Here is an 18979-nt window from a genome sequence, read left to right on the forward strand (position 1 = left end):
CCGATTCCCCATTGTCCGGAGTTCTTCCCGGTACGTATAGGTGCACGTTCCCGGGTCTTTTGCCCTGAATCCTCGGCATCATGAAGGAATGGCCCCTGATCGCATCCGCGTCGTGATCGCCGACGACCATCCCGTCGTTCGTGGTGGACTGCGCGCGCTGCTCGAGTCGATCGACGGCTACGAGGTCGTGGGGGAGGCCGTCGACGGCGAGGGTGCTGTGCGGGAGACGCAGCTCCAGCAACCCGACGTGGTCCTGATGGACATCCGTATGCCGGGCATCGACGGGCTCGAGGCCACCCGCCGCATCCGGGCAGCGGTACCGGACGCGATGGTCCTGGTGCTGACGATGTTCGACGACGACGACACGGTGTTCGCGGCGATGCAGGCCGGGGCCCGTGGCTATCTGCTCAAGGGCGCCCAGCAGGACGACATCGACCGGGCCATCCGAGCGGTCGTGGCGGGTGAGGCGATCTTCGGACCAGGGATCGCCGCGAGGGTGCTCGGCCACTTCAGCCAGCCCCGATCCGTGCCCGAGGTGCCGTTCCCCGATCTGACCGACCGTGAGCGCGAGGTGCTCGACCTCGTGGCGGCCGGCAAGCGCAACCATGCGATCGCCGATGAGCTCGCACTGGCCCCCAAGACAGTCGCCAACCACATCTCGTCGATCTTCGCGAAGCTCGCGGTGTCGGACCGGTCCGCAGCGATCGTGCGCGCCCGTGACGAGGGACTCGGCAGGCCGAGATGACCGGGTGGTTCCTCGGCGCCAGCATCGCTGCGCTCGCGGTCTCGACCGGGGCGAGCGGACTCGTCCTGCTGTGGGCCCGCCGCGCGTCGGTTGCCGGCGCCCTTCTGGTCGTCGTCGCGCTCACCGGCCTCGCCGCCCTGGTCGTGCACGCGCAGGACGGCCCGTACGACCTCGAGTGGGCCTTGGCGATGGCCTCGACGATGCTGGCGCTGCCTGTTGCGGTCGCTGCGTTTCCGCGGTGGAGCTGGCGCGGCCCGGTCGACTTCGTTGCGCTGACGACGCTCGTGGCGGCCGGCGCGATCGTCGTGGCGATGTCGCACGAGTCGCACGCCCTCGACGCGATGTCGCTCGTGATCGGCTCGGTGCTCATCGTGCACGTGTGGTGGCGGCTCGAGACCTCTGACGACTCGGCGCGGGCGCCGCTGCAATGGCTCGCGGTGGCCGCCGGGTCGGTGGCGCTCGTGAGTGGTCTCCTGTTGTTCGCCGCGGACGGTGCGGCAGCCGACGGGACCGGGAGCAGCGCGACTGGAGCGGTCGTGGCGCTGATGTCGGCCACGATCGGTCCGGCCATGGCGATCGGGGTGGTGCGGCCCGATGTGGTCGACGTACGCGGACTCATCGTCTGGGGTGTCGTGGTCTGCGTCGCGATCATCGCGTACGTCTCGGTGTTCGCCGGGCTCGTCTCGCTGCTCGACTGGTCTGGCGCCCCCGACCTCTCGCCGGGCGCGCTCGGGCTGATCGGAGCGGTGTGCGCGTTGGGCTTCCACCCGCTCGTGGTCATGCTGCGCGGCATCGTCGACCAGATGCTGTTCGGTGACCGGCCGGACCCGCTCCAAGCGGCCACCAGGGTCGTTGACCGGATCGGCGACGACCCGGTCCTGGCGCTGCGGGCGATCCGCGAAGCCCTCGTGCTGCCCTATGCCTGCCTGCGCGCTGAGGGTCAGACGCTGGCGACCTCGGGCACCGAGGTGACCCACACCCGCACGTTGCCGCTGCAGCTGGGTGAGGACGCCGTCGGTGAGATGGTCGTCGGGCTGCGGGCGGGTGAGCTGATGCTCTCGCCCGGCGACGAGAACGTACTTCGCATCGTGGCTCCGCTGCTGGCACAGACGCTGCGGGCGACCGCGCTGGCCCGTGACCTGCAGGAGTCCCGGGGCGCTGCCATCGCCGCCATCGAGGACGAGCGCCGCCGGCTCAGGCGCGACCTCCACGACGGACTCGGCCCGACCCTCTCCGGGGTGGCGTTCTCCGCCGATGCCGCCCGCAACCACCTCGCCAACGACGTCGCCGCGGCCGACGCGTTGCTGGCCCGGCTGCGCGATGACACGACACAGGCGATCGGCGAGGTCCGCCGCCTGGTCGAAGGGCTGCGCCCGGCGACCCTCGACGAGCTCGGGCTCGTGGGAGCGGTCCGGCAGCACGCGGCGAACCTGCACGCCGCCGAGGGCAGGGCCCTGCAGGTCACGATCGACAGCCCGGAATCGCTGCCCGCCCTCTCGGCGGCGGCCGAGGTGGCGGCCTACCGGATCGTCGTGGAGTCGCTCACGAACGTGGCGCGCCATGCCGCGGCGACCACGGTGCACGTCAGCATCTCCTCGCACGACGGCGAGCTGCACCTGTCCGTACGCGACGACGGACCGTCGACCACGAAGTGGAAGCAGGGGGTCGGACTGTCGTCGATGCGGGAGCGCGCCGAGCAGGTCGGCGGCAGCGTCACCGCCTCGGCGCGGCACGACGGTGGCCGGGTCGACGCCGTCATCCCGATCTGACGCGGGTGCTCAGGACGGGTGGTTCTGCCGTTCGGCTTCCGCCAGACGTCGCTCGAGCTCGTTGATGCGGTCGTAGAGGTCGACCAGCGTCACTCCGTCGGCGACGACGCCGGGGCGCTGCCAGTGGCGTCTCACGAACGCCTCTCGGGTCTCGCCGGCGGCCTGCTGGAACCCCGTCGGACGGGTTGGGTTCGTCTCGATCGGACGCACATCGACCCGCCAGGCCACCTTCTGGAGCTTGAGCACGAGCATCCCGCCGAGCACGACCACCGCGAGGGCAGCGACGGGTATCAGCAAGAAGATCAGGCCGTTGGACATGCGCACTCCCTCTGTGGATGCCGGGTAGCCTAACCGGCCCGGCCCTGAGGGAAGGGCCGGGCCGGTCATCCCCTGGTCACTTCTTCCAGCGGTCCTTCAGCTTCTCCGCGGCCTCCTTGACCTTGTCGCCGTAGTCACCGTCCAGCGCCTTCTCGCGGACCTCCTGGCGGAACGCCTTGCGCTCGTCACCCGGCTCCATGGCGCGCAGCTTCGTCAGGTCGGCCTGCAGCTCGTCGGGCAGGAGCGCGAACACCGCCGCGTTCCGATCGGCCCGCCGGTTGGCGCGCTTCGCGATCCGGTCGCCGTACGTCCCGGCCTTGGCGTCCGCCACGACCTTCTTGACGGCGTCGACCCGCTCCTGGCCCTTGAGCGCGCGGGCTGCCTTCATGGCGGCGTGGAACGCGGCCCGGTCGGCCTTCGCGTCAGCCTTGTCGTCAGACGCCGCCGGGGCCTGGCTGAGCTCGCTGTCGAGCGTCGAAGCGGTCTGGGTGATCGACGCCGAGGCGGGCTGCGACGACGAGGTGAGCAGGAGCGCCGAGACGAGCGCCGCGGCGATGGCGAGCACGAGCCCGGTGATCCACAGCCGACGGCCGACGATGGTCTTCAGGGTGGAAGCGGTCATCAGTCCATTCCTTCATGGTCATGGCCGGGGCGATCCCGACGCTCCACACGCTCGCGCCTCCAGGCAAGGGGATCGTCAAGCCAATGTTCGAGCGGCGTAAGGATCGTCGGCCGAACCGCCTGTGGGAGCCGTCCGTCCTGTTTCATGGATGCGTGAGCACTACGGGCAAGGGCCTGGTCCTCGTCGTCGAGGACGATCACTCGATCGCCGACGTCCTGCGCCTCTACCTCTCGCGTGCTGGATACGGCGTGCACGTCGAGCATGACGGGTCGCGAGGGCTCACCCAGGTGGCGACGTTGCGGCCCGCGCTCGTGCTGCTGGACGTCGGGCTGCCCGAGCTCGACGGCGTCGAGGTGTGCCGCAGGATGCGTGCCCGGGACGATTGGACGCCGGTGATCTTCGTGACGGCGCGCGACGACGAGGTCGACCGCATCCTGGGCCTCGAGCTCGGCGCCGACGACTACGTCACCAAGCCGTTCTCGCCCCGTGAGCTCGTCTCGCGCGTCGCTTCGGTGCTGCGCCGCAGCTCCGGGAGCGTCGACACCTCGGCGATCGACATCGGTCGCGTACGTCTGGAGCCGGGCGCGCGGGTCGTGACGGTCGGCGGACGGGGCGTCGACCTGACCGCCACCGAGTTCGACCTCCTGGCGGCGCTGATGCGCCGCCCCGGGATCGTGTTCACCCGCGAGCAGCTGCTGTCGACGGTCTGGGGCGCTGCGGCGTACGGACAGAGCCGCACGGTCGACGTCCACGTCGCCCAGCTCCGGGCCAAGCTCGGCGACGAGTCCCCGATCCGTACGCACCGCGGCGTCGGCTACTCCGCGGCGAAGTCATGACCCGCACGTCGCCACTGTCGCGCCGCATCCTGCTGGTGACCCTCGCCGGTGGAGTCGTCGCGGCGCTCGTCGCGCTCGTGCTCACCGTCCCGGTGGTCCAGGGCGTGGCGAGGGACCAGGCGCGTGAGGAGCTCGTGCGCTCCGTCGACAGCCTCGCGGCGAAGCCCGCGGCAGCGGCACGTCTCATCGCGCAGGAGCAGAAGGTGCTGGGCCGCGACGACCGTCGCTACGCGATCGTGCGGCGGGGTGGCAACGTCACGGGCGCGGCAGGCGACCTGCTGACCGACGACCAGGTCGCCGAGCTGCTCGCGACCGGCACGCTCTCGGCCACGTCGACGGTCGACGGCGAGACGATCCTGATCGAGGGGCGCCAGACCAGGCGCGGGTTCTCGGCCGTGGCCGTGCAGCCGGTCACCGGGGTCGACGAGGCGACGTCAGCCCTGCGCCGCCGGCTGCTCCTTGCGTTGCTGCTCGGCCTCGCAGCAGCCGGCACCCTGGGCCTCGTCCTGTCCCGTACGCTCACCCGCTCGGTCGCCGCTGCGGCCGGAGCCGCCCGGCGTCTGGCCGCGGGGGAGCGAGGCGTGCCGATCGGCTCGTCGTCCGTGCGGGAGTTCGACGACATGGGCAGCGCCGTCGCATCGCTCGACGAGGCGCTGGCCGCCAGCGAGGGCCGTCAGCGCGAGTTTCTGCTGTCGATCTCCCACGAGATCCGCACGCCGTTGACCGCGTTGCGCGGCTACGCCGAGGCGCTGGCGGACGGCGCCATTGCACCGTCGGACGTACCGGAGACGGGGGAGACCCTGGTGGCGGAGACCGCGAGGCTCGACCGCTTCGTCAGCGATCTCCTTGCTCTCGCGCGGCTCGAGGCCGAGGACTTCCCGATCGACGGTCAGGACGTGTCGGTCGCCGGCCTGCTGAGCGACGTCCAGCAGGCCTGGCAGGCGACGTGCGAGCGCGAGGGCGTGACGTTGCGCGCGGAGACCGGACCCGCCACGGTGCACACGGACCCGATGCGGCTCCGTCAGCTCCTGGACGGACTGGTCGAGAACGCCATCCGGGCGACCTCGACCGGGGGAGTCGTCGAGGTGCGGACTCTCAGGACCGCGACGGAGGTGACGATCGAGGTCGAGGATGCCGGGCCCGGCCTCGAGTCCGCCGACCTGCGCGACGCGTTCGAGCGTGGGGTCCTGCATGCGCGCTATCGCGATGTGCGGGCCGTCGGCACCGGGCTGGGCCTGTCGATCGCCCACCGCCTCGCCTCGCGCATGGGCATGCGCCTCGAGGTGCGCAACGGCGTCGACCGGGGCGCGGTGTTCGCCGTCGTCGTGCCGATACGCTGACGCCGTGGTCTATCGCGCCTTCTTCGACGCCGTCTTCCGCTCGATGGATCCCGAGAAGGCGCACGAGCGTGGCTTCGCCGCGATCCGCGCCGGTCGGTTCGGCACACGTCTGGCGTTCCACCAGACGTACGCTCCGCGCATCGTGATGGGCATCGAGTTCCCCAACGCGTTCGGGCTCGCGGCCGGCTTCGACAAGAACGCCAAGGCCGTGCCCGGCCTGCTCGCGCTGGGCTTCGGCCACGTCGAGATCGGCACCGTGACGGCTCGCGCGCAACCCGGCAATCCGCGGCCGCGCCTGTTCCGGCTCGTCGACGACCGCGCGATCATCAACCGGATGGGCTTCAACAACGACGGCGCGGCCGAGGTCGCGTCACGACTCCACCGTCTTCGCGGCACCAAGGCCGGCCGCAACGCGGTCATCGGCGTCAACATCGGCAAGACCAAGGTGGTCGAGCCCGAGCACGCCGTCGCGGACTACGTCGAGAGCGCCCGGCTGCTGGCGCCGTATGCGAGCTATCTGGTCGTCAACGTCTCGTCGCCCAACACCCCGGGCCTGCGCGACCTGCAGGCCGTCGACGAGCTGCGACCACTGCTCGCCGCCGTCAAGGAGGTCGCCGACCGCGTGCCGTCCGGGCCGGTGCCGTTGCTCGTCAAGATCGCACCCGACCTGGCTGACGCCGATGTCGATGCCGTCGCCGACCTCGCGGTCGAGCTGGGTCTCGCGGGCATCAGCGCGACCAACACGACGATCGCCCGACCCGACTCGCTCACGACCTCACGCGACGTCGTCGAGGCCGCCGGCGCGGGTGGTCTGTCGGGTCCGGTCCTGGCCGATCGCTCCACCGAGGTGCTCGTACGCCTCCGAGCCCGCGTCGGCGACCGGCTCGCGATCATCTCGGTCGGCGGTGTCACGACACCAGACGACGTACGCGCTCGGCTGGCGGCCGGAGCGGACCTCGTGCAGGGCTACACCGGCTTCATCTACGAGGGCCCGGGCTGGCCGTCGAGGCTGGCCGCGGCGAGCACCTCGGCATCGTCGTCGCGCCGGTAGCTCCCTGATGAGGCGACGAGTCCGGCGAGCATGACGTCGATCGCGAACTCGAAGCGATCCGTGAGATCGCCCGTGGTCATCACCTGGGCGAAGGCGCGCATGAGCGGGAACCGATCGTGCGGGAGGTCCTCGAAGTACGACGTCAGCTGCTTGTCCAGTGCCTCGTGGTCGGCCGGCTCGCCCGCGATCGTGGTGTTCTCCCGCTCGGCCCAGATCGACTGCTCATAGGCCACGGCCCCGACGTACAGGCTGGTGAAGTCGCAGAACCACGCCGCCGCCTGGGGCGCGATGCCGCCCGCGAGACACAGCGCGATCATGCTCTCGGCGCCCGCGATTCCACCCTCGCTCGTGGGGATCGTGCCCATCGCGGCGCGAGCGGAGCCGGGATGGTTGCGGTACGCGTCGAGGATGTCGCGCAGCAGCTGCTTGACCTGCTCCTGCCATCGTTCGGGATCCGGCTCCGGCAGCGGCACCTCGGCGACCACCCGCTCGAGCACGAGCTGATCGAGCTCCTCGCGGTTCGCGACATGGGTGTACAGCGAGGCCGGTCCCGTCTCGAGCTCGCGCGCCAGCGAGCGCATCGACACGGCGTCGTAGCCGTCCGAGGCCATGAGTGACATCGCCGCGTCGACGATGCGCTCCGTCGTGAGGCGCGTCTTGCGGGGCGGCTGCGTGCGCGGGGCCCGCATCCCGAGGGGCGGGCGCGGGCGATTGTCTCGTCGGTCCGGCATGCATCACAGCGTACTTGACGCGAACGCCGTTCGCGATATAGAACGGTGTTCGTAGTCGACGAACAGTGTTCGTAATCGCGAAGGAGACGACATGGACACCAGCACCACCACCCCGACCCAGGCGAGGGGCTATCGCTACCGCTGGTACGTCCTCGCGGTCGTGCTCGTCGCCGACGTGATGGACCTGCTCGACGCGACGATCGCCAACCTCGCCGGTCCCTCGATCCGCGCGGACCTCGGCGGCGGCGCCAGCACCCTGCAGTGGATCCTCGCGTCGTACACCCTGACGTTCGCGATCGGCCTGGTCATCTCGGCGCGCCTGGGCGACCTCATCGGCCGCCGGCAGATGTTCATCGTCGGCATGGTCGGCTTCACCACTGCTTCGCTGCTGTGCGGGCTCGCGCCCACGCCGGAGCTGCTGATCGGCGCGCGCATCCTCCAAGGGCTCCTCGGCGCGGTGATGATCCCGCAGGGTCTCGCGATGGTGAAGCAGTCCTTCCACCCCGACGACCTGCAGAAGGCGTTCATCCCCTTCGGTCCGATCATGGGCCTTTCGGCCGCACTCGGCCCGATCATCGCGGGCGTGCTGATCGACGGCGACCTGTTCGGCACCGGCTGGCGGATGATCTTCCTGATCAACGTGCCGGTCGGGATCGTCGGCTCCTACCTCGCGTGGCGCTACCTGCCGGACGTGCCGAAGGACAAGGAGGCGCGCCTCGACGTCCTGGGTGCCACGCTCCTGGCCGCGGCGTCCGGCCTGCTGATCTACCCCCTCGTGCAGGGTCGCGAGGAGGGCTGGCCGGCGTGGACATTCGCGATGATGGCTGCCGCGGTGCTGCTGTTCGCCGGGTTCGTGGTGCGCGAGCGTACGAGCGCCAACCCGGTGATCGAGCCGACGCTGTTCGAGAGCCGCGGCTACGTCGCCGGCGTCGTGTTCCTCGGTACGTTCTTCGTCGCCGTCAGCGGGTTCACGCTTGCGAGCAACCTGTTCATCCAGCTGGGCCTCGGCTACTCGCCGTTCGACACGGGCCTGGCGCTCACCCCGATGGCGATCGGGATCGCGCTCGGCGCGGTCGTCTCCGGTGCGGTCCTCGGGCCGCGCCTGGGCCGGCACGTCCTGCACATCGGGCTGTTCGTCGCCGCGCTCGGACTCGTGTGGCTCGCCGTCACGGTCGGCCAGGGTGCCGGCACCGACGGGTGGGACATCGCTCCGTCGCTGCTGCTCTCGGGGTTCGGCACGGGCCTGATCTTCGCGCCGCTGTTCGACCTGATCCTCGCCGGTCTGGGGGAGAAGGAGGTCGGCACGGGCTCGGGCGTCCTCAACGCGGTGCAGCAGTTCGCCGGCGCGTTGGGGGTCGCGGTGCTCGGGACGCTGCTGTTCCACTGGCTCCCCGACGAGGGCTGGTTCGAGGCGACGCGGCACCTGGTCTGGGTGTGCGTCGGGTGCTATGCCGCGGCTTTCCTGGCCGTCTTCGCACTGCCGATGCGCGCCCGCGAGGACGCCTGACGAGCGCGATCGGTCCCGGGGCATCCCCCGATTTCGTCCCGGGGCCGATCACCCTGTATCTTTGGCTGTCGGCTTGCCCCTTTAGCTCAGTCGGCAGAGCGTTTCCATGGTAAGGAAAAGGTCTACGGTTCGATTCCGTAAAGGGGCTCTGGACTTGGATCGTTTTCTGAGTCCTTCGGACATGAGGAAACTCGTGCCCGTTGCGGCTGGGTAGCTCAGGTGGTTAGAGCACACGACTCATAATCGTGGGGTCGCGGGTTCGAGTCCCGCCCCAGCTACCGCAGAACTGCTCGACGTACGACCTTCAGCATCACCGATCAAGAAGAGGCACCCCCGTGGCCAGCAAGAGCTCAGACGTTCGTCCCAAGATCACCTTGGCCTGCACCGAGTGCAAGGAACGCAACTACATCACCAAGAAGAACCGTCGCAACGACCCTGATCGTCTCGACCTCAAGAAGTTCTGCCCGCGCTGCAAGACCCACCAGGTCCACCGCGAGACCCGCTGACCTCAGTTCTCCGAACGACGGCTCCCCCTGCTCCGGCAGGCGGGAGCCTTCGTCGTGTTGGACGCTGCTAGCGTCGCCGCCATGGACCTCGCCGAGCTGACGACGCTGCGCCTCGGTGGCCCCGCCCGGGCCGTGATCGACGCGACCTCCGAGCAGCAGCTGCTCGACGCCGTACGCGTCGCTGACGAGGCCGGCGACCCGATCCTGGTCGTCGCCGGCGGCAGCAACCTCGTGGTCGCCGACGAGGGCGTGCCCGGCACCGTGATCCGCGTCCTGACCCGCGGCGTCGAGGTCGACTCCGACGCCTGCAGCGGCGCGATGGTCACGGTCGCCGCAGGGGAGCCCTGGGACGGCATCGTCGCGCTCGCCGTCGACGAGGGCTGGGTCGGCATCGAGGCGCTCTCCGGCATCCCCGGGTCGGCCGGCGCGACCCCCATCCAGAACGTCGGCGCCTACGGCCAGGAAGTCGGCCAGACGATCGCGACCGTGCGAGCGTACGACCGGTTCGAGCGCAAGGTCCGCACGATCCACGCCGTCGACTGCGCGTTCGGCTACCGCACCAGCCGCTTCAAGGCCGAGCCGCAACGCTGGCTGGTGCTGTCGGTGGCCTATCAGTTCCGGCTCGGCGAGCTCAGTGCTCCGATCGCGTATGCCGAGCTGGCCCGCACGCTGGGCGTCGAGATCGGCCAGCGCGCTCCCTCAGCCGAGGTCCGCGAGGCCGTGCTGTCGCTGCGCCGCGGCAAGGGCATGGTGCTCGACCCCGACGACCACGACACCTGGAGTGCCGGCTCGTTCTTCACGAACCCGTTGCTGACGCCCGACCAGGCCGACCAGCTGCCGGCCGAGGCGCCCCGGTTCGCGCAGCCGGACGGCACGGTCAAGACCAGTGCCGCGTGGCTCATCGACCACGCGGGCTTCGGCAAGGGCTACACCCGCGGGCGGGTGGGCCTGTCGTCCAAGCACGTGCTCGCGCTCACCAACCGCGGACGCGCCACGACGTCCGAGCTGCTCGCCCTCGCCCGTGAGGTGCGCGAGGGCGTGCGTCACGCGTACGGCATCACGCTGGTCAACGAGCCGGTGCTCGTCGGCTGCGAGCTCTAGCCGAGATAGCCGAGAAGGCCGATGAAGGTGTCGGAGTAGTAGGGGTCGTCGTACGGGTCGTCGTCGAACCCGCCGTTGAGGCCGACGATGACGAGGACGACGATCACCAGCAGCACGAGCACCAACAGGCAGGTGCCGATGATGCCCATGATCTTGCCCGCGTTGGCCTCACCGCGCCCGGAGTGGGCCGCGGGATTGGCGTCGATCTCCTTGACCGCCTTGGCGCCGAGGATCCAGGCGACGGGCGCCAGCAGGATCGGCACGACGCAGGCGAACAGGCCGGCGAGGCTCACGATGCCGAACACCATCGCCGGCGTCGCCTGGGGGTGCTTGGGCGGCAGCGGAGCCTGCGGGTACGGGTAGCTGTATCCCGGCGGCGGGTACTGCGGCGGCGGGGGATAGGCGTTGCCCCAGTTGGGCGGCTGCTGGCCGTACCCGGGAGGTGGCGGCTGCTGACCGTACCCGGGTGGTGGCGTCGTCGGATCTGACGGGTTGCCTGGCTGCTCGTCGCTCATGGGAACACCCTTCCACATTCGCTCCGCGCAGGACGGGCGTCAGCTGGTCGAGGTGTCGACAGCGATCCCGATCGCGACCAGGCCGACGAGCGCCAGGACTCCGAAGGCGAGGAAGCAGGTGCCGACGATGCCCATGATCTTGCCGGCATTGGCCTCGCCGCGCCCGGAGTAGCCCGCGGGGTTGGCGTCGATCTCCTTGACGGCCTTGCTGCCGGTGCTCCAGGCGAACGGGGCGATGATGCCGCACAGCGCGAGACCGAGGATGCCCAGGACCATCGCGGTCGTGGCCTGCGGATGCTTGGGCGGCAGGTAGTACGGCTGCTGGTAGCCGCCCGGCGGGTACTGCGGCGCCTGGGGAGGCTGCTGGGGATAGGCGCTGCCCCAGTTGGGCTGGTGGCCAGGCGGGGTGGGCTGTGTCGGGTCCTGGTCGCTCATGGGCTCAGCCTCGCACAGCCGGACCGGCTCAGGTGCCGTAGCCCGCGTCGTGGCGCTGGCTCACGAGGATCAGCGTGCCGGCCACGAACAGCATCAGGAGGGCGAACCCCAGGATCGCCGTGCCGATCATGCCCAGCACCATCCCGGTGCGGGCCTCACCCGCGTGCCGGTATCGCGTGGGGTGGCGCTCGGCCTCACGCTCGGCGACGGCCCCGAAGTACCACGCCAGCGGGCTGACGAGGATCGGCACCAACAGGACGAAGAAGCCGGCCACCCCCACGATGCCCAGGACCATCGCGGTCGTGGCCCGCGGATGCGCAGGAAGTCGCACCGGCTGCGGCGCGTACGGGTAGGGGTGCTGATACACGTGCGGGTTCGGGTAGGGCGAGGTCATCACTCAGTCCCTTCGCCGACGGAGGTGGCCAGCCAGCTGTCGATGCTCGTGAGGGTTGCGCTCACGGTGTCTGAAGGAGCGTACGACCTGCGGATCGACATGCGGGCGAGATCGGCGAGTTCCTCATCGGTGAAGTCCTGCGCGGCCCGCAGCACGGCGTACTGACCGGCGAGGCGCGATCCGAACAGGAGGGGATCGTCGGCGCCGAGAGCCACGTCGACGCCGGCGGCGGTCAGTGTGCGCACGGGCACCTCCTCGAGCGTGCTGTAGACGCCGAGCGACACGTTGGAGGTGGGGCAGACCTCGAGGGCCACCCCTTCGGCGGCGATGCGATCAAGCACCGCCGTGCTCTCCGAGGCGCGCACCCCGTGTCCCAGCCGGTCGGGGTGCAGCTGGTCGAGGCACTGCGTGATGTGCGCCGGTCCCCGCAGCTCCCCGCCGTGCGGCACGAGCGCCAGCCCGGCTCGCTCGGCGATCGCGAACGCCGGCCCGAACTCCGTGGTGTCGCCGCGCCGCTCGTCGTTGGACAGGCCGAAGCCGATCACCCCGCGTCCGGCGTACTGGGCAGCGAGGCGGGCCAACGTGCGGGCGTCCATCGGGTGCCGGGTGCGGTTGGCCGCCACGACCACCCCGATGCCGATGCCGGCCCGGTCGGAGGCGTCACGAGCGGCGTCGATGACGAGGTCGGTGAATGCCGTGATGCCGCCGAAGCGGGCTCCGTAGCCGGAGGGGTCGACCTGGATCTCGGTCCAGACCGAGCCGTCGGCGGCATCGTCCTGCGCGGCTTCGAGGATCAGGCGACGTACGTCGTCCTCGGTGCGGAGCACGGACCGCGCCACGTCGTACAGGCGCTGGAACCGGAACCAGCCCTTCTCATCGGTCGTGCTGAGCTGCGGCGGCCAGTCCTCGGTCAGTGAGGCCGGCAGGCGTATGCCGTCGCGCTCGGCCAGCTCGAGCAACGTGCCGTGCCGCATCGAGCCGGTGAAGTGCAGGTGCAGATGCGCCTTGGGAAGTGCCGACAGCGACCGGCGGTCCGAGTGGTCAAAGGGCACAGTGGCCATCCTGCCAGTCGGCGTCCGTCACTCCTTGTCGGCGGCCTCGGCGGCCTTGCGCACCGCGGCAGCGACCCGCTTGTGCACGTCGGCGTGGAACACGCTGGGCACGATGTAGTTGGCATTGAGCTCGTCGGCGGAGACGCTGCCGGCGATGGCCTCAGCGGCGGCGATCAGGATGTCCATCCCGATGCCGTGGCTCTGGGCGTCGAGCAGCCCGCGGAAGATGCCCGGGAAGGCCAGCACGTTGTTGATCTGGTTGGGGTAGTCCGAGCGTCCGGTCGCCACGACGCGGGCGTGCTGGCGCGCGATGGCGGGGTCGATCTCGGGATCGGGATTGGCCAGGGCGAACACGATCGAGTCGTCGGCCATCGACTCGACGTCCTCCGCGCGGAGCAGGTTGGGCGCGCTCACGCCGACGAACACGTCCGCGCCGGGCAGCACGTCGCGCAGCGTCCCGGTGAGGTTGTCGGCGTTGGTGTTGTCGGCGATCCACTGCAGGGAGTCGTCGAGACCCTCGCGGCCTGCGTGCACGACGCCCTGGACGTCGCACACCACGACGTGCTTCGCGCCCGCGTGGATCAGCACCTTGAGGACGGCCGTGCCGGCTGCGCCTGCTCCGGCGAGCACGATGCGGGCGGTGCCGATGTCCTTGCCGACGACCTGGAGCGCGTTGCGCAACGCGGCGAGCACGACCACGGCGGTGCCGTGCTGGTCGTCGTGGAACACCGGGATGTCGAGGCGTTCGCGGAGCCGCGCCTCGATCTCGAAGCAGCGCGGTGCCGAGATGTCCTCGAGGTTGATGCCGGCGAAACCGGGCGAGATCGCGGCGACGGTCTCGACGATCTGGTCGACGTCCTGCGTGTCGAGGCAGATCGGCCAGGCGTCGATGTCGGCGAAGCCCTTGAACAGCGCGGCCTTGCCCTCCATGACCGGCATCGCGGCGTGCGGGCCGATGTTGCCGAGGCCCAGCACGGCGGATCCGTCGCTGACGACCGCGACGCTGTTGCGCTTGACGGTCAGGCGGCGGGCGTCCTCCTTGTCGGCGGCGATCGCCATGCAGATGCGGGCGACGCCCGGCGTGTAGATCATCGAGAGGTCGTCGCGGTTGCGCAGCGGGTGCTTGGTCGCGGTCTCGATCACGCCGCCGAGGTGCATGAGGAACGTACGGTCCGAGACCTTCTCGACCTTGACGTCGCCGATGACCTCGAGGGCCGAGACGATCAGGGCTGCGTGGTCGGTGTCGGAGGCCGCGCAGGTCAGGTCGATGCGCAGGGCCTCGGCCCCGGACGCCGTGACGTCGAGCGCGGTGACGATTCCGCCGGTACGTTCGACGGTCGTCGTGAGCTCACTGACCGCCGATCCGCCGGACGGTACCTCGAGACGGATCGTGATCGAGTAGGAGATGCTGGGTGCAGTGGCCATGGACCCATGCTAAAACATGAGGAAAGGCTCAGGTTTTTGGGTGGCGGCCCTCGGTTCGACGAGGGCGGGGCGCACCACGTACACTTGACCCACCGGTGAATATTCACTCTAGATCGTCATGCCCTCAACAGGTTTGACCCCGGAGCGAGATTCGACTGAGGGCACTAGCTCAACTGGCAGAGCATCGGTCTCCAAAACCGAAGGTTGGGGGTTCAAGTCCCTCGTGCCCTGCGAGACATGACAACCACGAACGACGAAGGAGTACCGTGAGCGACCGTCACGAGCTGGCCGGCACATCCGGCAAACGCACGTCGCCGATCACGTTCTACCGACAGGTGATCGCCGAGCTCCGCAAGGTGGTCTGGCCGACTCGCCCCCAGGTGGTCAACTACTTCTGGGTCGTTCTGGTGTTCGTGCTCTTCATGATGGCCATCGTGGCTGGACTCGACTACGGGTTCGGCAAGGCCGCGTTCTGGATCTTCGCGTAGCAACCAAAGGAATTTTGTGACTCAAGGCATCGACCCGCAGACCAGCTCCGAGACCGACGAGGTCGAAGAGCTCGAGCCGTCGACCCCTGCTGCCGAGGACGTCGACGCGCCTGAAGCAGACGTCGAGACGTCGATCCCTGCATCGGACGACGACGTCGACGACGCGACCGTCGAGGACCCGACCCTGGGTGCCGATGTCGCTGACGAGGCGCTCGAGGACGTCGTGGCCGACGAGGACGCAACCGACGAGGACGCAGCCGACGTACCGGCCGAGGACGAGCCGGTTGCCGACGCGCTCCAGGAGTTCCGCGACCGTCTGCACAACCAGATCGGCGACTGGTACGTCGTCCACACCTACTCCGGCATGGAGAAGCGGGTGAAGTCCAACCTCGAGAACCGCGTCACGTCGCTCAACGCCGAGGACTTCATCTTCGAGGTCGTCGTGCCGACCGAAGAGGTCGCCGAGATCAAGAACGGTCAGCGCAAGCTCGTCAAGCGCACCGTGCTCCCCGGCTACGTCCTGGTCCGCATGGACCTCACCGACGAGTCGTGGGGCGTCGTCCGCCACACGCCGTCCGTCACCGGGTTCGTGGGCAACTCCCACCAGCCGGTCCCCCTCAGTCTTGCCGAGGTCGAGAGCATGCTCGCCCCGGCAGTGGAGGCAGAAGTCGCAACCGCGACCGACACCCCCGATCAGCAGCAGGCGAAGGCCTCCAAGGTCGAGTTCACCGACTTCTCCGTCGGCGACTCCGTCATGGTCGTCGATGGCCCGTTCGCCACGCTGCACGCGACCATCACGGAGATCAACATCGACGCACAGAGGGTCAAGGCCCTCGTGGAGATCTTCGGCCGCGAAACCCCGGTCGAGCTCAGCTTCACCCAGATCCAGAAGGTCTGAGCCAACCGGTTCTCATCAGCACCAACCATTCAGTAGTCAAGGACCCGAGAAATGCCTCCCAAGAAGAAAGTCGCAGCCATCGTCAAGGTGCAGCTGCAGGCCGGTATGGCCAACCCGGCGCCGCCCGTCGGCACCGCGCTCGGCCCCCACGGCGTCAACATCATGGAGTTCTGCAAGGCCTACAACTCGGCCACAGAAGCCATGCGTGGCAACGTCGTCCCGGTCGAGATCACGATCTACGAGGACCGTACGTTCAGCTTCATCACCAAGACGCCGCCCGCGGCTGAGCTGATCAAGAAGGCCGCCGGACTGCAGAAGGGCTCGCCCGTTCCGCACAAGGACAAGGTCGGCAAGATCTCCAAGGACCAGATCCGCGAGATCGCCACGACCAAGATGCCGGACCTCAACGCGACCGACATCGATGCCGCCATGAAGATCGTCGAGGGCACTGCGCGCTCGATGGGCGTCACGACGGACTGACAACACTCACCAAGCAGTAGGTGGCAGGGCCCGCTGGGCCCGTTCAGACCACAACTGGTTCATACAAGAAGGAAGACCAGAGATGGCACAGCACAGCAAGGCGTACCGCCAGGTCGCCGAAAAGATCGACAAGGACAACCTCTACACACCTCTCCAGGCCACGACGCTGGCCAAGGAGTCGGGGAGCAAGAAGTACGACTCGACGGTGGATGTCTCCATCCGTCTGGGCGTCGATCCCCGCAAGGCCGACCAGATGGTGCGCGGCACCGTCAACCTCCCCCACGGCACGGGCAAGACCGCACGGGTCCTGGTCTTCGCCACCGGCGCCAACGCCGATGCCGCACGTGAGGCCGGAGCCGACTTCGTCGGTGCCGACGAGCTGGTCGACAAGGTCAACGAGGGCTGGCTCGACTTCGACGCCGTCGTCGCGACACCGGACATGATGGGCAAGGTCGGTCGCCTCGGCCGCGTCCTCGGTCCCCGCAACCTGATGCCGAACCCCAAGACGGGCACCGTGACGCCGGACGTCACCAAGGCCGTCAACGACATCAAGGGCGGCAAGATCGAGTTCCGTGTCGATCGCCACGCCAACCTGCACTTCGTGATCGGCAAGGCATCGTTCTCCGCCGAGCAGCTCGCCGAGAACTACGGCGCCGCGCTCGACGAGGTGCTGCGTCTCAAGCCCGCGAGCTCCAAGGGCCGCTACGTCAAGAAGGTCACGGTCTCCACGACCAACGGTCCTGGCGTCCCGGTCGACCCGAGCCGCACCAAGGCATACGCGACTGACGAGGCCTGAGCCTCCAGCGCCGCAACCGGCCCTATGCTGACGTGAACACGTCGGCATGGGGCCGGTGTCGTTTTCTCGGGGGCAGGCGTCGTGTTCAAGCAGGTCGTGGTGGTGGCAGGGCTGTTGCTCGTCGCCGGATGTGGTGGCAGCGGGGATGACTCCGAGTCACGGTCGCGCTTCACCAAGGACAACTTCTCGCAGAAGATGACCGCGGCACTGCTGGCCGAAGGCACGATGCACGTCGAGATGCAGGTCGACGCAGGGTCGCAGCAGATCACGATGTCCGGCGATCAGGTCATGGGCCGCAGCATCGACGACTCTGCGATGTCGATGACCTACTCCGAGTCGGGCGAGGACGGGTTCGAGATGCGGCTCGTCGACGGCATCTTCTACGCAAATTTCGGAGAGTCGTCAGAGGGCAAGTTCGTCCGGGTGGATCCGAAGGATCCTGCCAGTCCCATCGGCGAGACTCTTGCTCCTATGGCAGATGAGCTCGACCTCACCAGGTCGATCCGTGAGTTCGCCGATGCGATCACGGAGGTCGAGCAGCAGGGCGATGGTCAGCGCATCGATGGGGTGGGCACCACGCCGTACAAGGTGACTTTGGACGTGGACCGGGCGATCGAGTCCGGCGCCCTGGAGAAGGACACCCAGCTCCGGCCCGGAGCCAGTGTCGTCTACACGTTCTACATCGACGCGGACGACCGCGTCCGCCGGATGGAGTCCTCAGTCGACTCCGCACACGTACGGATGGACGTCACCAACCTGGGCGATCCGGTCGAGATCGACGCGCCTCCTGCGTCGCAGGTCATCGACGAGAGCGCGTTCACCGGCGGCTGACGGTTCTCGACTTTCGGACATCCTGTGTCCTATCTATGCTCGTGCCATGACGATCTCCAGGAAGCTCACCTCATTCGTGGCCGTCGCGGTGGTCGCCGGCCTGTCACTCTCGGCATGCGGCGACAAGGACGACTCCGCTGCTGACAAGAAGACCGGGTCCAGCGGCGGCGGCAAGTCGGTGACGCTGACCCAGGCCAACTTCTCCGACGTCCTCACCGACTCGCAGGCCAAGGCGAAGTCCAGCCACGTCGACATGTCGATCGGGGTGGGTGGCCAGACCGTCAAGGCCCAGGGCGACGTCAAGGTCGGCTCGTCGATCAAGGACGTGTCGATGGCCATGACGATGACGATGGACTCCAGGGAGATGGAGATGCGCCTGGTCGACCAGACGTTCTACATGAACATGGGACAGATCACCGACGACAAGTTCGTCAAAATCGACCTGACCGACGAGAGCAACCCGATCGCCAAGCAGTACAGCCGCATCATGGACCAGATGGATCCGGCCAGCCAGCTCCGGCAGTTCAAGGCGGCGGTGAAGTCATTCGAGAAGAAGGGCGAGCCGCAGACGATCGACGGGGTCAAGGCGCAGCCGTACGTCGTGACGGTCGACACCAGCAAGCTCGACGCGATCAAGGACCTCCCGGCTGCCTCGCGCAGCCAGGTGCCGAAGACGATCGTCTACACGATGTACGTGGGCTCGGACGACCTGCTGCGACGCATGGAGTTCGAGCTGGCGGGCGCGAAGACGACCATGGACTACTCCAAGTGGGGTGAGCCGGTCGACGTCCAGGCGCCCTCTCCGGACGAGATCTCGGACAAGGACATCAGCGAGCTGAGCGGAGCCCCCGCCGCGGCGTGATTGCGGACCGGTGAGGTGACCTTCCCGCCTTGGGAGGTCACCTCGCCACGCCTCGCTGCTGGCGGCTTCGCCGCGAACGCTCACGGTCGCTTCGCTCCCTGGCGCGCCTCAACGCTCCTCGCTGCGCTCGTCGGTCTCGGCGATTTGGTCGGGGGTCGGCCGTGCCCTATTCTGGACATACCGAAGACCGCTGGTCGGTGACTCCCAGGAGTCGCACGAAGCGCCCGGAAGGGCGGCCCGCGCAGGTTGCGAATGTTGGTCCTTTCAACGTCCCGTG

22 protein-coding genes and 3 tRNA genes are annotated in these 18979 nt (G+C 68.8%); 17 read left to right on the forward strand and 8 right to left on the reverse strand.

Features of this window, described 5'->3' with window-relative positions:
- Positions 1-88 precede the first annotated feature (88 nt).
- Together BOSE46_RS00230 and BOSE46_RS00235 are read left to right on the forward strand one after the other, a co-directional pair.
- A complete protein-coding gene (locus tag BOSE46_RS00230; RefSeq protein ID WP_159537135.1) occupies positions 89-745 on the forward strand; it encodes a response regulator transcription factor in 657 nt (218 codons plus the stop codon).
- A complete protein-coding gene (locus BOSE46_RS00235; protein WP_159537137.1) occupies positions 742-2514 on the forward strand; it encodes a sensor histidine kinase in 1773 nt (590 codons plus the stop codon). The genes BOSE46_RS00230 and BOSE46_RS00235 overlap by 4 nt, the downstream gene beginning before the upstream one ends.
- 9 nt (positions 2515-2523) lie before the next feature.
- Here BOSE46_RS00235 and BOSE46_RS00240 read toward each other — a convergent pair whose 3' ends face one another.
- Positions 2524-2832, reverse strand: coding sequence for a hypothetical protein (locus tag BOSE46_RS00240; RefSeq protein WP_159537139.1), 309 nt, complete (start codon positions 2830-2832; stop codon positions 2524-2526).
- Between the two features lie 76 nt (positions 2833-2908).
- Positions 2909-3454 (reverse strand): hypothetical protein, encoded by a 546-nt coding sequence (locus tag BOSE46_RS00245; protein ID WP_159537141.1) that lies wholly within the window; start codon positions 3452-3454, stop codon positions 2909-2911.
- A gap of 152 nt (positions 3455-3606) precedes the next feature.
- Here BOSE46_RS00245 and BOSE46_RS00250 point away from each other — a divergent pair, with 152 nt between their 5' ends.
- From BOSE46_RS00250 to BOSE46_RS00260, 3 genes are read left to right on the forward strand one after another with little or no spacing between them, the layout of a single operon-like run.
- Positions 3607-4290 (forward strand): response regulator transcription factor, encoded by a 684-nt coding sequence (locus BOSE46_RS00250; protein WP_236551562.1) that lies wholly within the window; start codon positions 3607-3609, stop codon positions 4288-4290.
- The gene (locus tag BOSE46_RS00255) at positions 4287-5630 is read left to right on the forward strand and encodes a HAMP domain-containing sensor histidine kinase (RefSeq protein WP_159537145.1); all 1344 of its coding nucleotides are present in this window, start codon (positions 4287-4289) and stop codon (positions 5628-5630) included. The genes BOSE46_RS00250 and BOSE46_RS00255 overlap by 4 nt, the downstream gene beginning before the upstream one ends.
- A 4-nt stretch (positions 5631-5634) precedes the next feature.
- Positions 5635-6681, forward strand: coding sequence for a quinone-dependent dihydroorotate dehydrogenase (locus BOSE46_RS00260; protein ID WP_159537147.1), 1047 nt, complete (start codon positions 5635-5637; stop codon positions 6679-6681).
- Here BOSE46_RS00260 and BOSE46_RS00265 read toward each other — a convergent pair.
- The gene (locus BOSE46_RS00265) at positions 6612-7412 is read right to left on the reverse strand and encodes a TetR/AcrR family transcriptional regulator (protein ID WP_159537149.1); all 801 of its coding nucleotides are present in this window, start codon (positions 7410-7412) and stop codon (positions 6612-6614) included. The two genes, BOSE46_RS00260 and BOSE46_RS00265, sit on opposite strands and share 70 nt — an antisense overlap.
- Before the next feature lie 91 nt (positions 7413-7503).
- Between BOSE46_RS00265 and BOSE46_RS00270 the strand changes: the two genes are divergently transcribed.
- From BOSE46_RS00270 to BOSE46_RS00290, 5 genes are all read left to right on the forward strand, one after another.
- Positions 7504-8919 (forward strand): DHA2 family efflux MFS transporter permease subunit, encoded by a 1416-nt coding sequence (locus BOSE46_RS00270; RefSeq protein ID WP_159537151.1) that lies wholly within the window; start codon positions 7504-7506, stop codon positions 8917-8919.
- A 75-nt stretch (positions 8920-8994) separates the two neighbouring features.
- Positions 8995-9067: transfer RNA gene (locus tag BOSE46_RS00275), tRNA-Thr, on the forward strand.
- A gap of 56 nt (positions 9068-9123) precedes the next feature.
- Positions 9124-9197 (forward strand) — tRNA-Met (locus tag BOSE46_RS00280).
- 57 nt (positions 9198-9254) lie between these two features.
- A complete protein-coding gene (gene rpmG, locus BOSE46_RS00285; RefSeq protein ID WP_055964149.1) occupies positions 9255-9425 on the forward strand; it encodes a 50S ribosomal protein L33 in 171 nt (56 codons plus the stop codon).
- Between the two features lie 54 nt (positions 9426-9479).
- Positions 9480-10526: a UDP-N-acetylmuramate dehydrogenase gene (locus tag BOSE46_RS00290; RefSeq protein ID WP_256366688.1), complete on the forward strand. Its 1047-nt coding sequence runs from the start codon at positions 9480-9482 to the stop codon at positions 10524-10526.
- Here BOSE46_RS00290 and BOSE46_RS21595 read toward each other — a convergent pair.
- From BOSE46_RS21595 to BOSE46_RS00315, 5 genes are read right to left on the reverse strand one after another with little or no spacing between them, the layout of a single operon-like run.
- Positions 10523-11041: a DUF4190 domain-containing protein gene (locus tag BOSE46_RS21595; protein ID WP_159537155.1), complete on the reverse strand. Its 519-nt coding sequence runs from the start codon at positions 11039-11041 to the stop codon at positions 10523-10525. The two genes, BOSE46_RS00290 and BOSE46_RS21595, sit on opposite strands and share 4 nt — an antisense overlap.
- A gap of 39 nt (positions 11042-11080) precedes the next feature.
- Positions 11081-11476: a DUF4190 domain-containing protein gene (locus BOSE46_RS00300; protein WP_201299459.1), complete on the reverse strand. Its 396-nt coding sequence runs from the start codon at positions 11474-11476 to the stop codon at positions 11081-11083.
- 28 nt (positions 11477-11504) lie between these two features.
- The gene (locus tag BOSE46_RS00305; protein WP_159537157.1) at positions 11505-11870 is read right to left on the reverse strand and encodes a DUF4190 domain-containing protein; all 366 of its coding nucleotides are present in this window, start codon (positions 11868-11870) and stop codon (positions 11505-11507) included.
- Positions 11870-12922, reverse strand: coding sequence for an adenosine deaminase (locus tag BOSE46_RS00310; RefSeq protein ID WP_236551563.1), 1053 nt, complete (start codon positions 12920-12922; stop codon positions 11870-11872). The genes BOSE46_RS00305 and BOSE46_RS00310 overlap by 1 nt, the downstream gene beginning before the upstream one ends.
- 27 nt (positions 12923-12949) lie before the next feature.
- Positions 12950-14347 (reverse strand): NAD-dependent malic enzyme, encoded by a 1398-nt coding sequence (locus tag BOSE46_RS00315; RefSeq protein WP_159537161.1) that lies wholly within the window; start codon positions 14345-14347, stop codon positions 12950-12952.
- A 158-nt stretch (positions 14348-14505) separates the two neighbouring features.
- Here BOSE46_RS00315 and BOSE46_RS00320 point away from each other — a divergent pair.
- From BOSE46_RS00320 to BOSE46_RS00350, 7 genes are all read left to right on the forward strand, one after another.
- Positions 14506-14578, forward strand: a tRNA-Trp gene (locus BOSE46_RS00320).
- Between the two features lie 35 nt (positions 14579-14613).
- Positions 14614-14835 (forward strand): preprotein translocase subunit SecE, encoded by a 222-nt coding sequence (secE, locus tag BOSE46_RS00325; protein WP_056209538.1) that lies wholly within the window; start codon positions 14614-14616, stop codon positions 14833-14835.
- Positions 14836-14851: 16 nt separating this feature from the next.
- A complete protein-coding gene (gene nusG, locus BOSE46_RS00330) occupies positions 14852-15733 on the forward strand; it encodes a transcription termination/antitermination protein NusG (RefSeq protein WP_236551564.1) in 882 nt (293 codons plus the stop codon).
- 51 nt (positions 15734-15784) lie between these two features.
- Positions 15785-16213, forward strand: coding sequence for a 50S ribosomal protein L11 (rplK, locus tag BOSE46_RS00335; protein WP_056209536.1), 429 nt, complete (start codon positions 15785-15787; stop codon positions 16211-16213).
- A gap of 82 nt (positions 16214-16295) precedes the next feature.
- The gene (gene rplA, locus BOSE46_RS00340) at positions 16296-17009 is read left to right on the forward strand and encodes a 50S ribosomal protein L1 (protein ID WP_159537163.1); all 714 of its coding nucleotides are present in this window, start codon (positions 16296-16298) and stop codon (positions 17007-17009) included.
- Positions 17010-17090: 81 nt separating this feature from the next.
- A complete protein-coding gene (locus tag BOSE46_RS00345) occupies positions 17091-17840 on the forward strand; it encodes a hypothetical protein (protein WP_159537165.1) in 750 nt (249 codons plus the stop codon).
- 46 nt (positions 17841-17886) lie between these two features.
- Complete coding sequence (locus BOSE46_RS00350) at positions 17887-18702, forward strand: DUF6612 family protein (protein ID WP_159537167.1); 816 nt, start codon at positions 17887-17889, stop codon at positions 18700-18702.
- Positions 18703-18979 lie beyond the last annotated feature (277 nt).

The sequence above is a fragment of the Aeromicrobium sp. 9AM genome (assembly GCF_902506105.1).
Lineage (GTDB): Bacteria > Actinomycetota > Actinomycetes > Propionibacteriales > Nocardioidaceae > Aeromicrobium.

Coding starts and splice junctions, on each gene's coding strand:
- BOSE46_RS00230 (WP_159537135.1), top strand. CDS start 89: ATGGCCCCTGATCGCATCCGCGTCGTGATCGCCGACGACCATCCCGTC.
- BOSE46_RS00235 (WP_159537137.1), top strand. CDS start 742: ATGACCGGGTGGTTCCTCGGCGCCAGCATCGCTGCGCTCGCGGTCTCG.
- BOSE46_RS00240 (WP_159537139.1), bottom strand. CDS start 2,832: ATGTCCAACGGCCTGATCTTCTTGCTGATACCCGTCGCTGCCCTCGCG.
- BOSE46_RS00245 (WP_159537141.1), bottom strand. CDS start 3,454: ATGACCGCTTCCACCCTGAAGACCATCGTCGGCCGTCGGCTGTGGATC.
- BOSE46_RS00255 (WP_159537145.1), top strand. CDS start 4,287: ATGACCCGCACGTCGCCACTGTCGCGCCGCATCCTGCTGGTGACCCTC.
- BOSE46_RS00265 (WP_159537149.1), bottom strand. CDS start 7,412: ATGCCGGACCGACGAGACAATCGCCCGCGCCCGCCCCTCGGGATGCGG.
- BOSE46_RS00270 (WP_159537151.1), top strand. CDS start 7,504: ATGGACACCAGCACCACCACCCCGACCCAGGCGAGGGGCTATCGCTAC.
- BOSE46_RS21595 (WP_159537155.1), bottom strand. CDS start 11,041: ATGAGCGACGAGCAGCCAGGCAACCCGTCAGATCCGACGACGCCACCA.
- BOSE46_RS00300 (WP_201299459.1), bottom strand. CDS start 11,476: ATGAGCGACCAGGACCCGACACAGCCCACCCCGCCTGGCCACCAGCCC.
- BOSE46_RS00305 (WP_159537157.1), bottom strand. CDS start 11,870: ATGACCTCGCCCTACCCGAACCCGCACGTGTATCAGCACCCCTACCCG.
- BOSE46_RS00315 (WP_159537161.1), bottom strand. CDS start 14,347: ATGGCCACTGCACCCAGCATCTCCTACTCGATCACGATCCGTCTCGAG.
- rplK (WP_056209536.1), top strand. CDS start 15,785: ATGCCTCCCAAGAAGAAAGTCGCAGCCATCGTCAAGGTGCAGCTGCAG.
- rplA (WP_159537163.1), top strand. CDS start 16,296: ATGGCACAGCACAGCAAGGCGTACCGCCAGGTCGCCGAAAAGATCGAC.
- BOSE46_RS00350 (WP_159537167.1), top strand. CDS start 17,887: ATGACGATCTCCAGGAAGCTCACCTCATTCGTGGCCGTCGCGGTGGTC.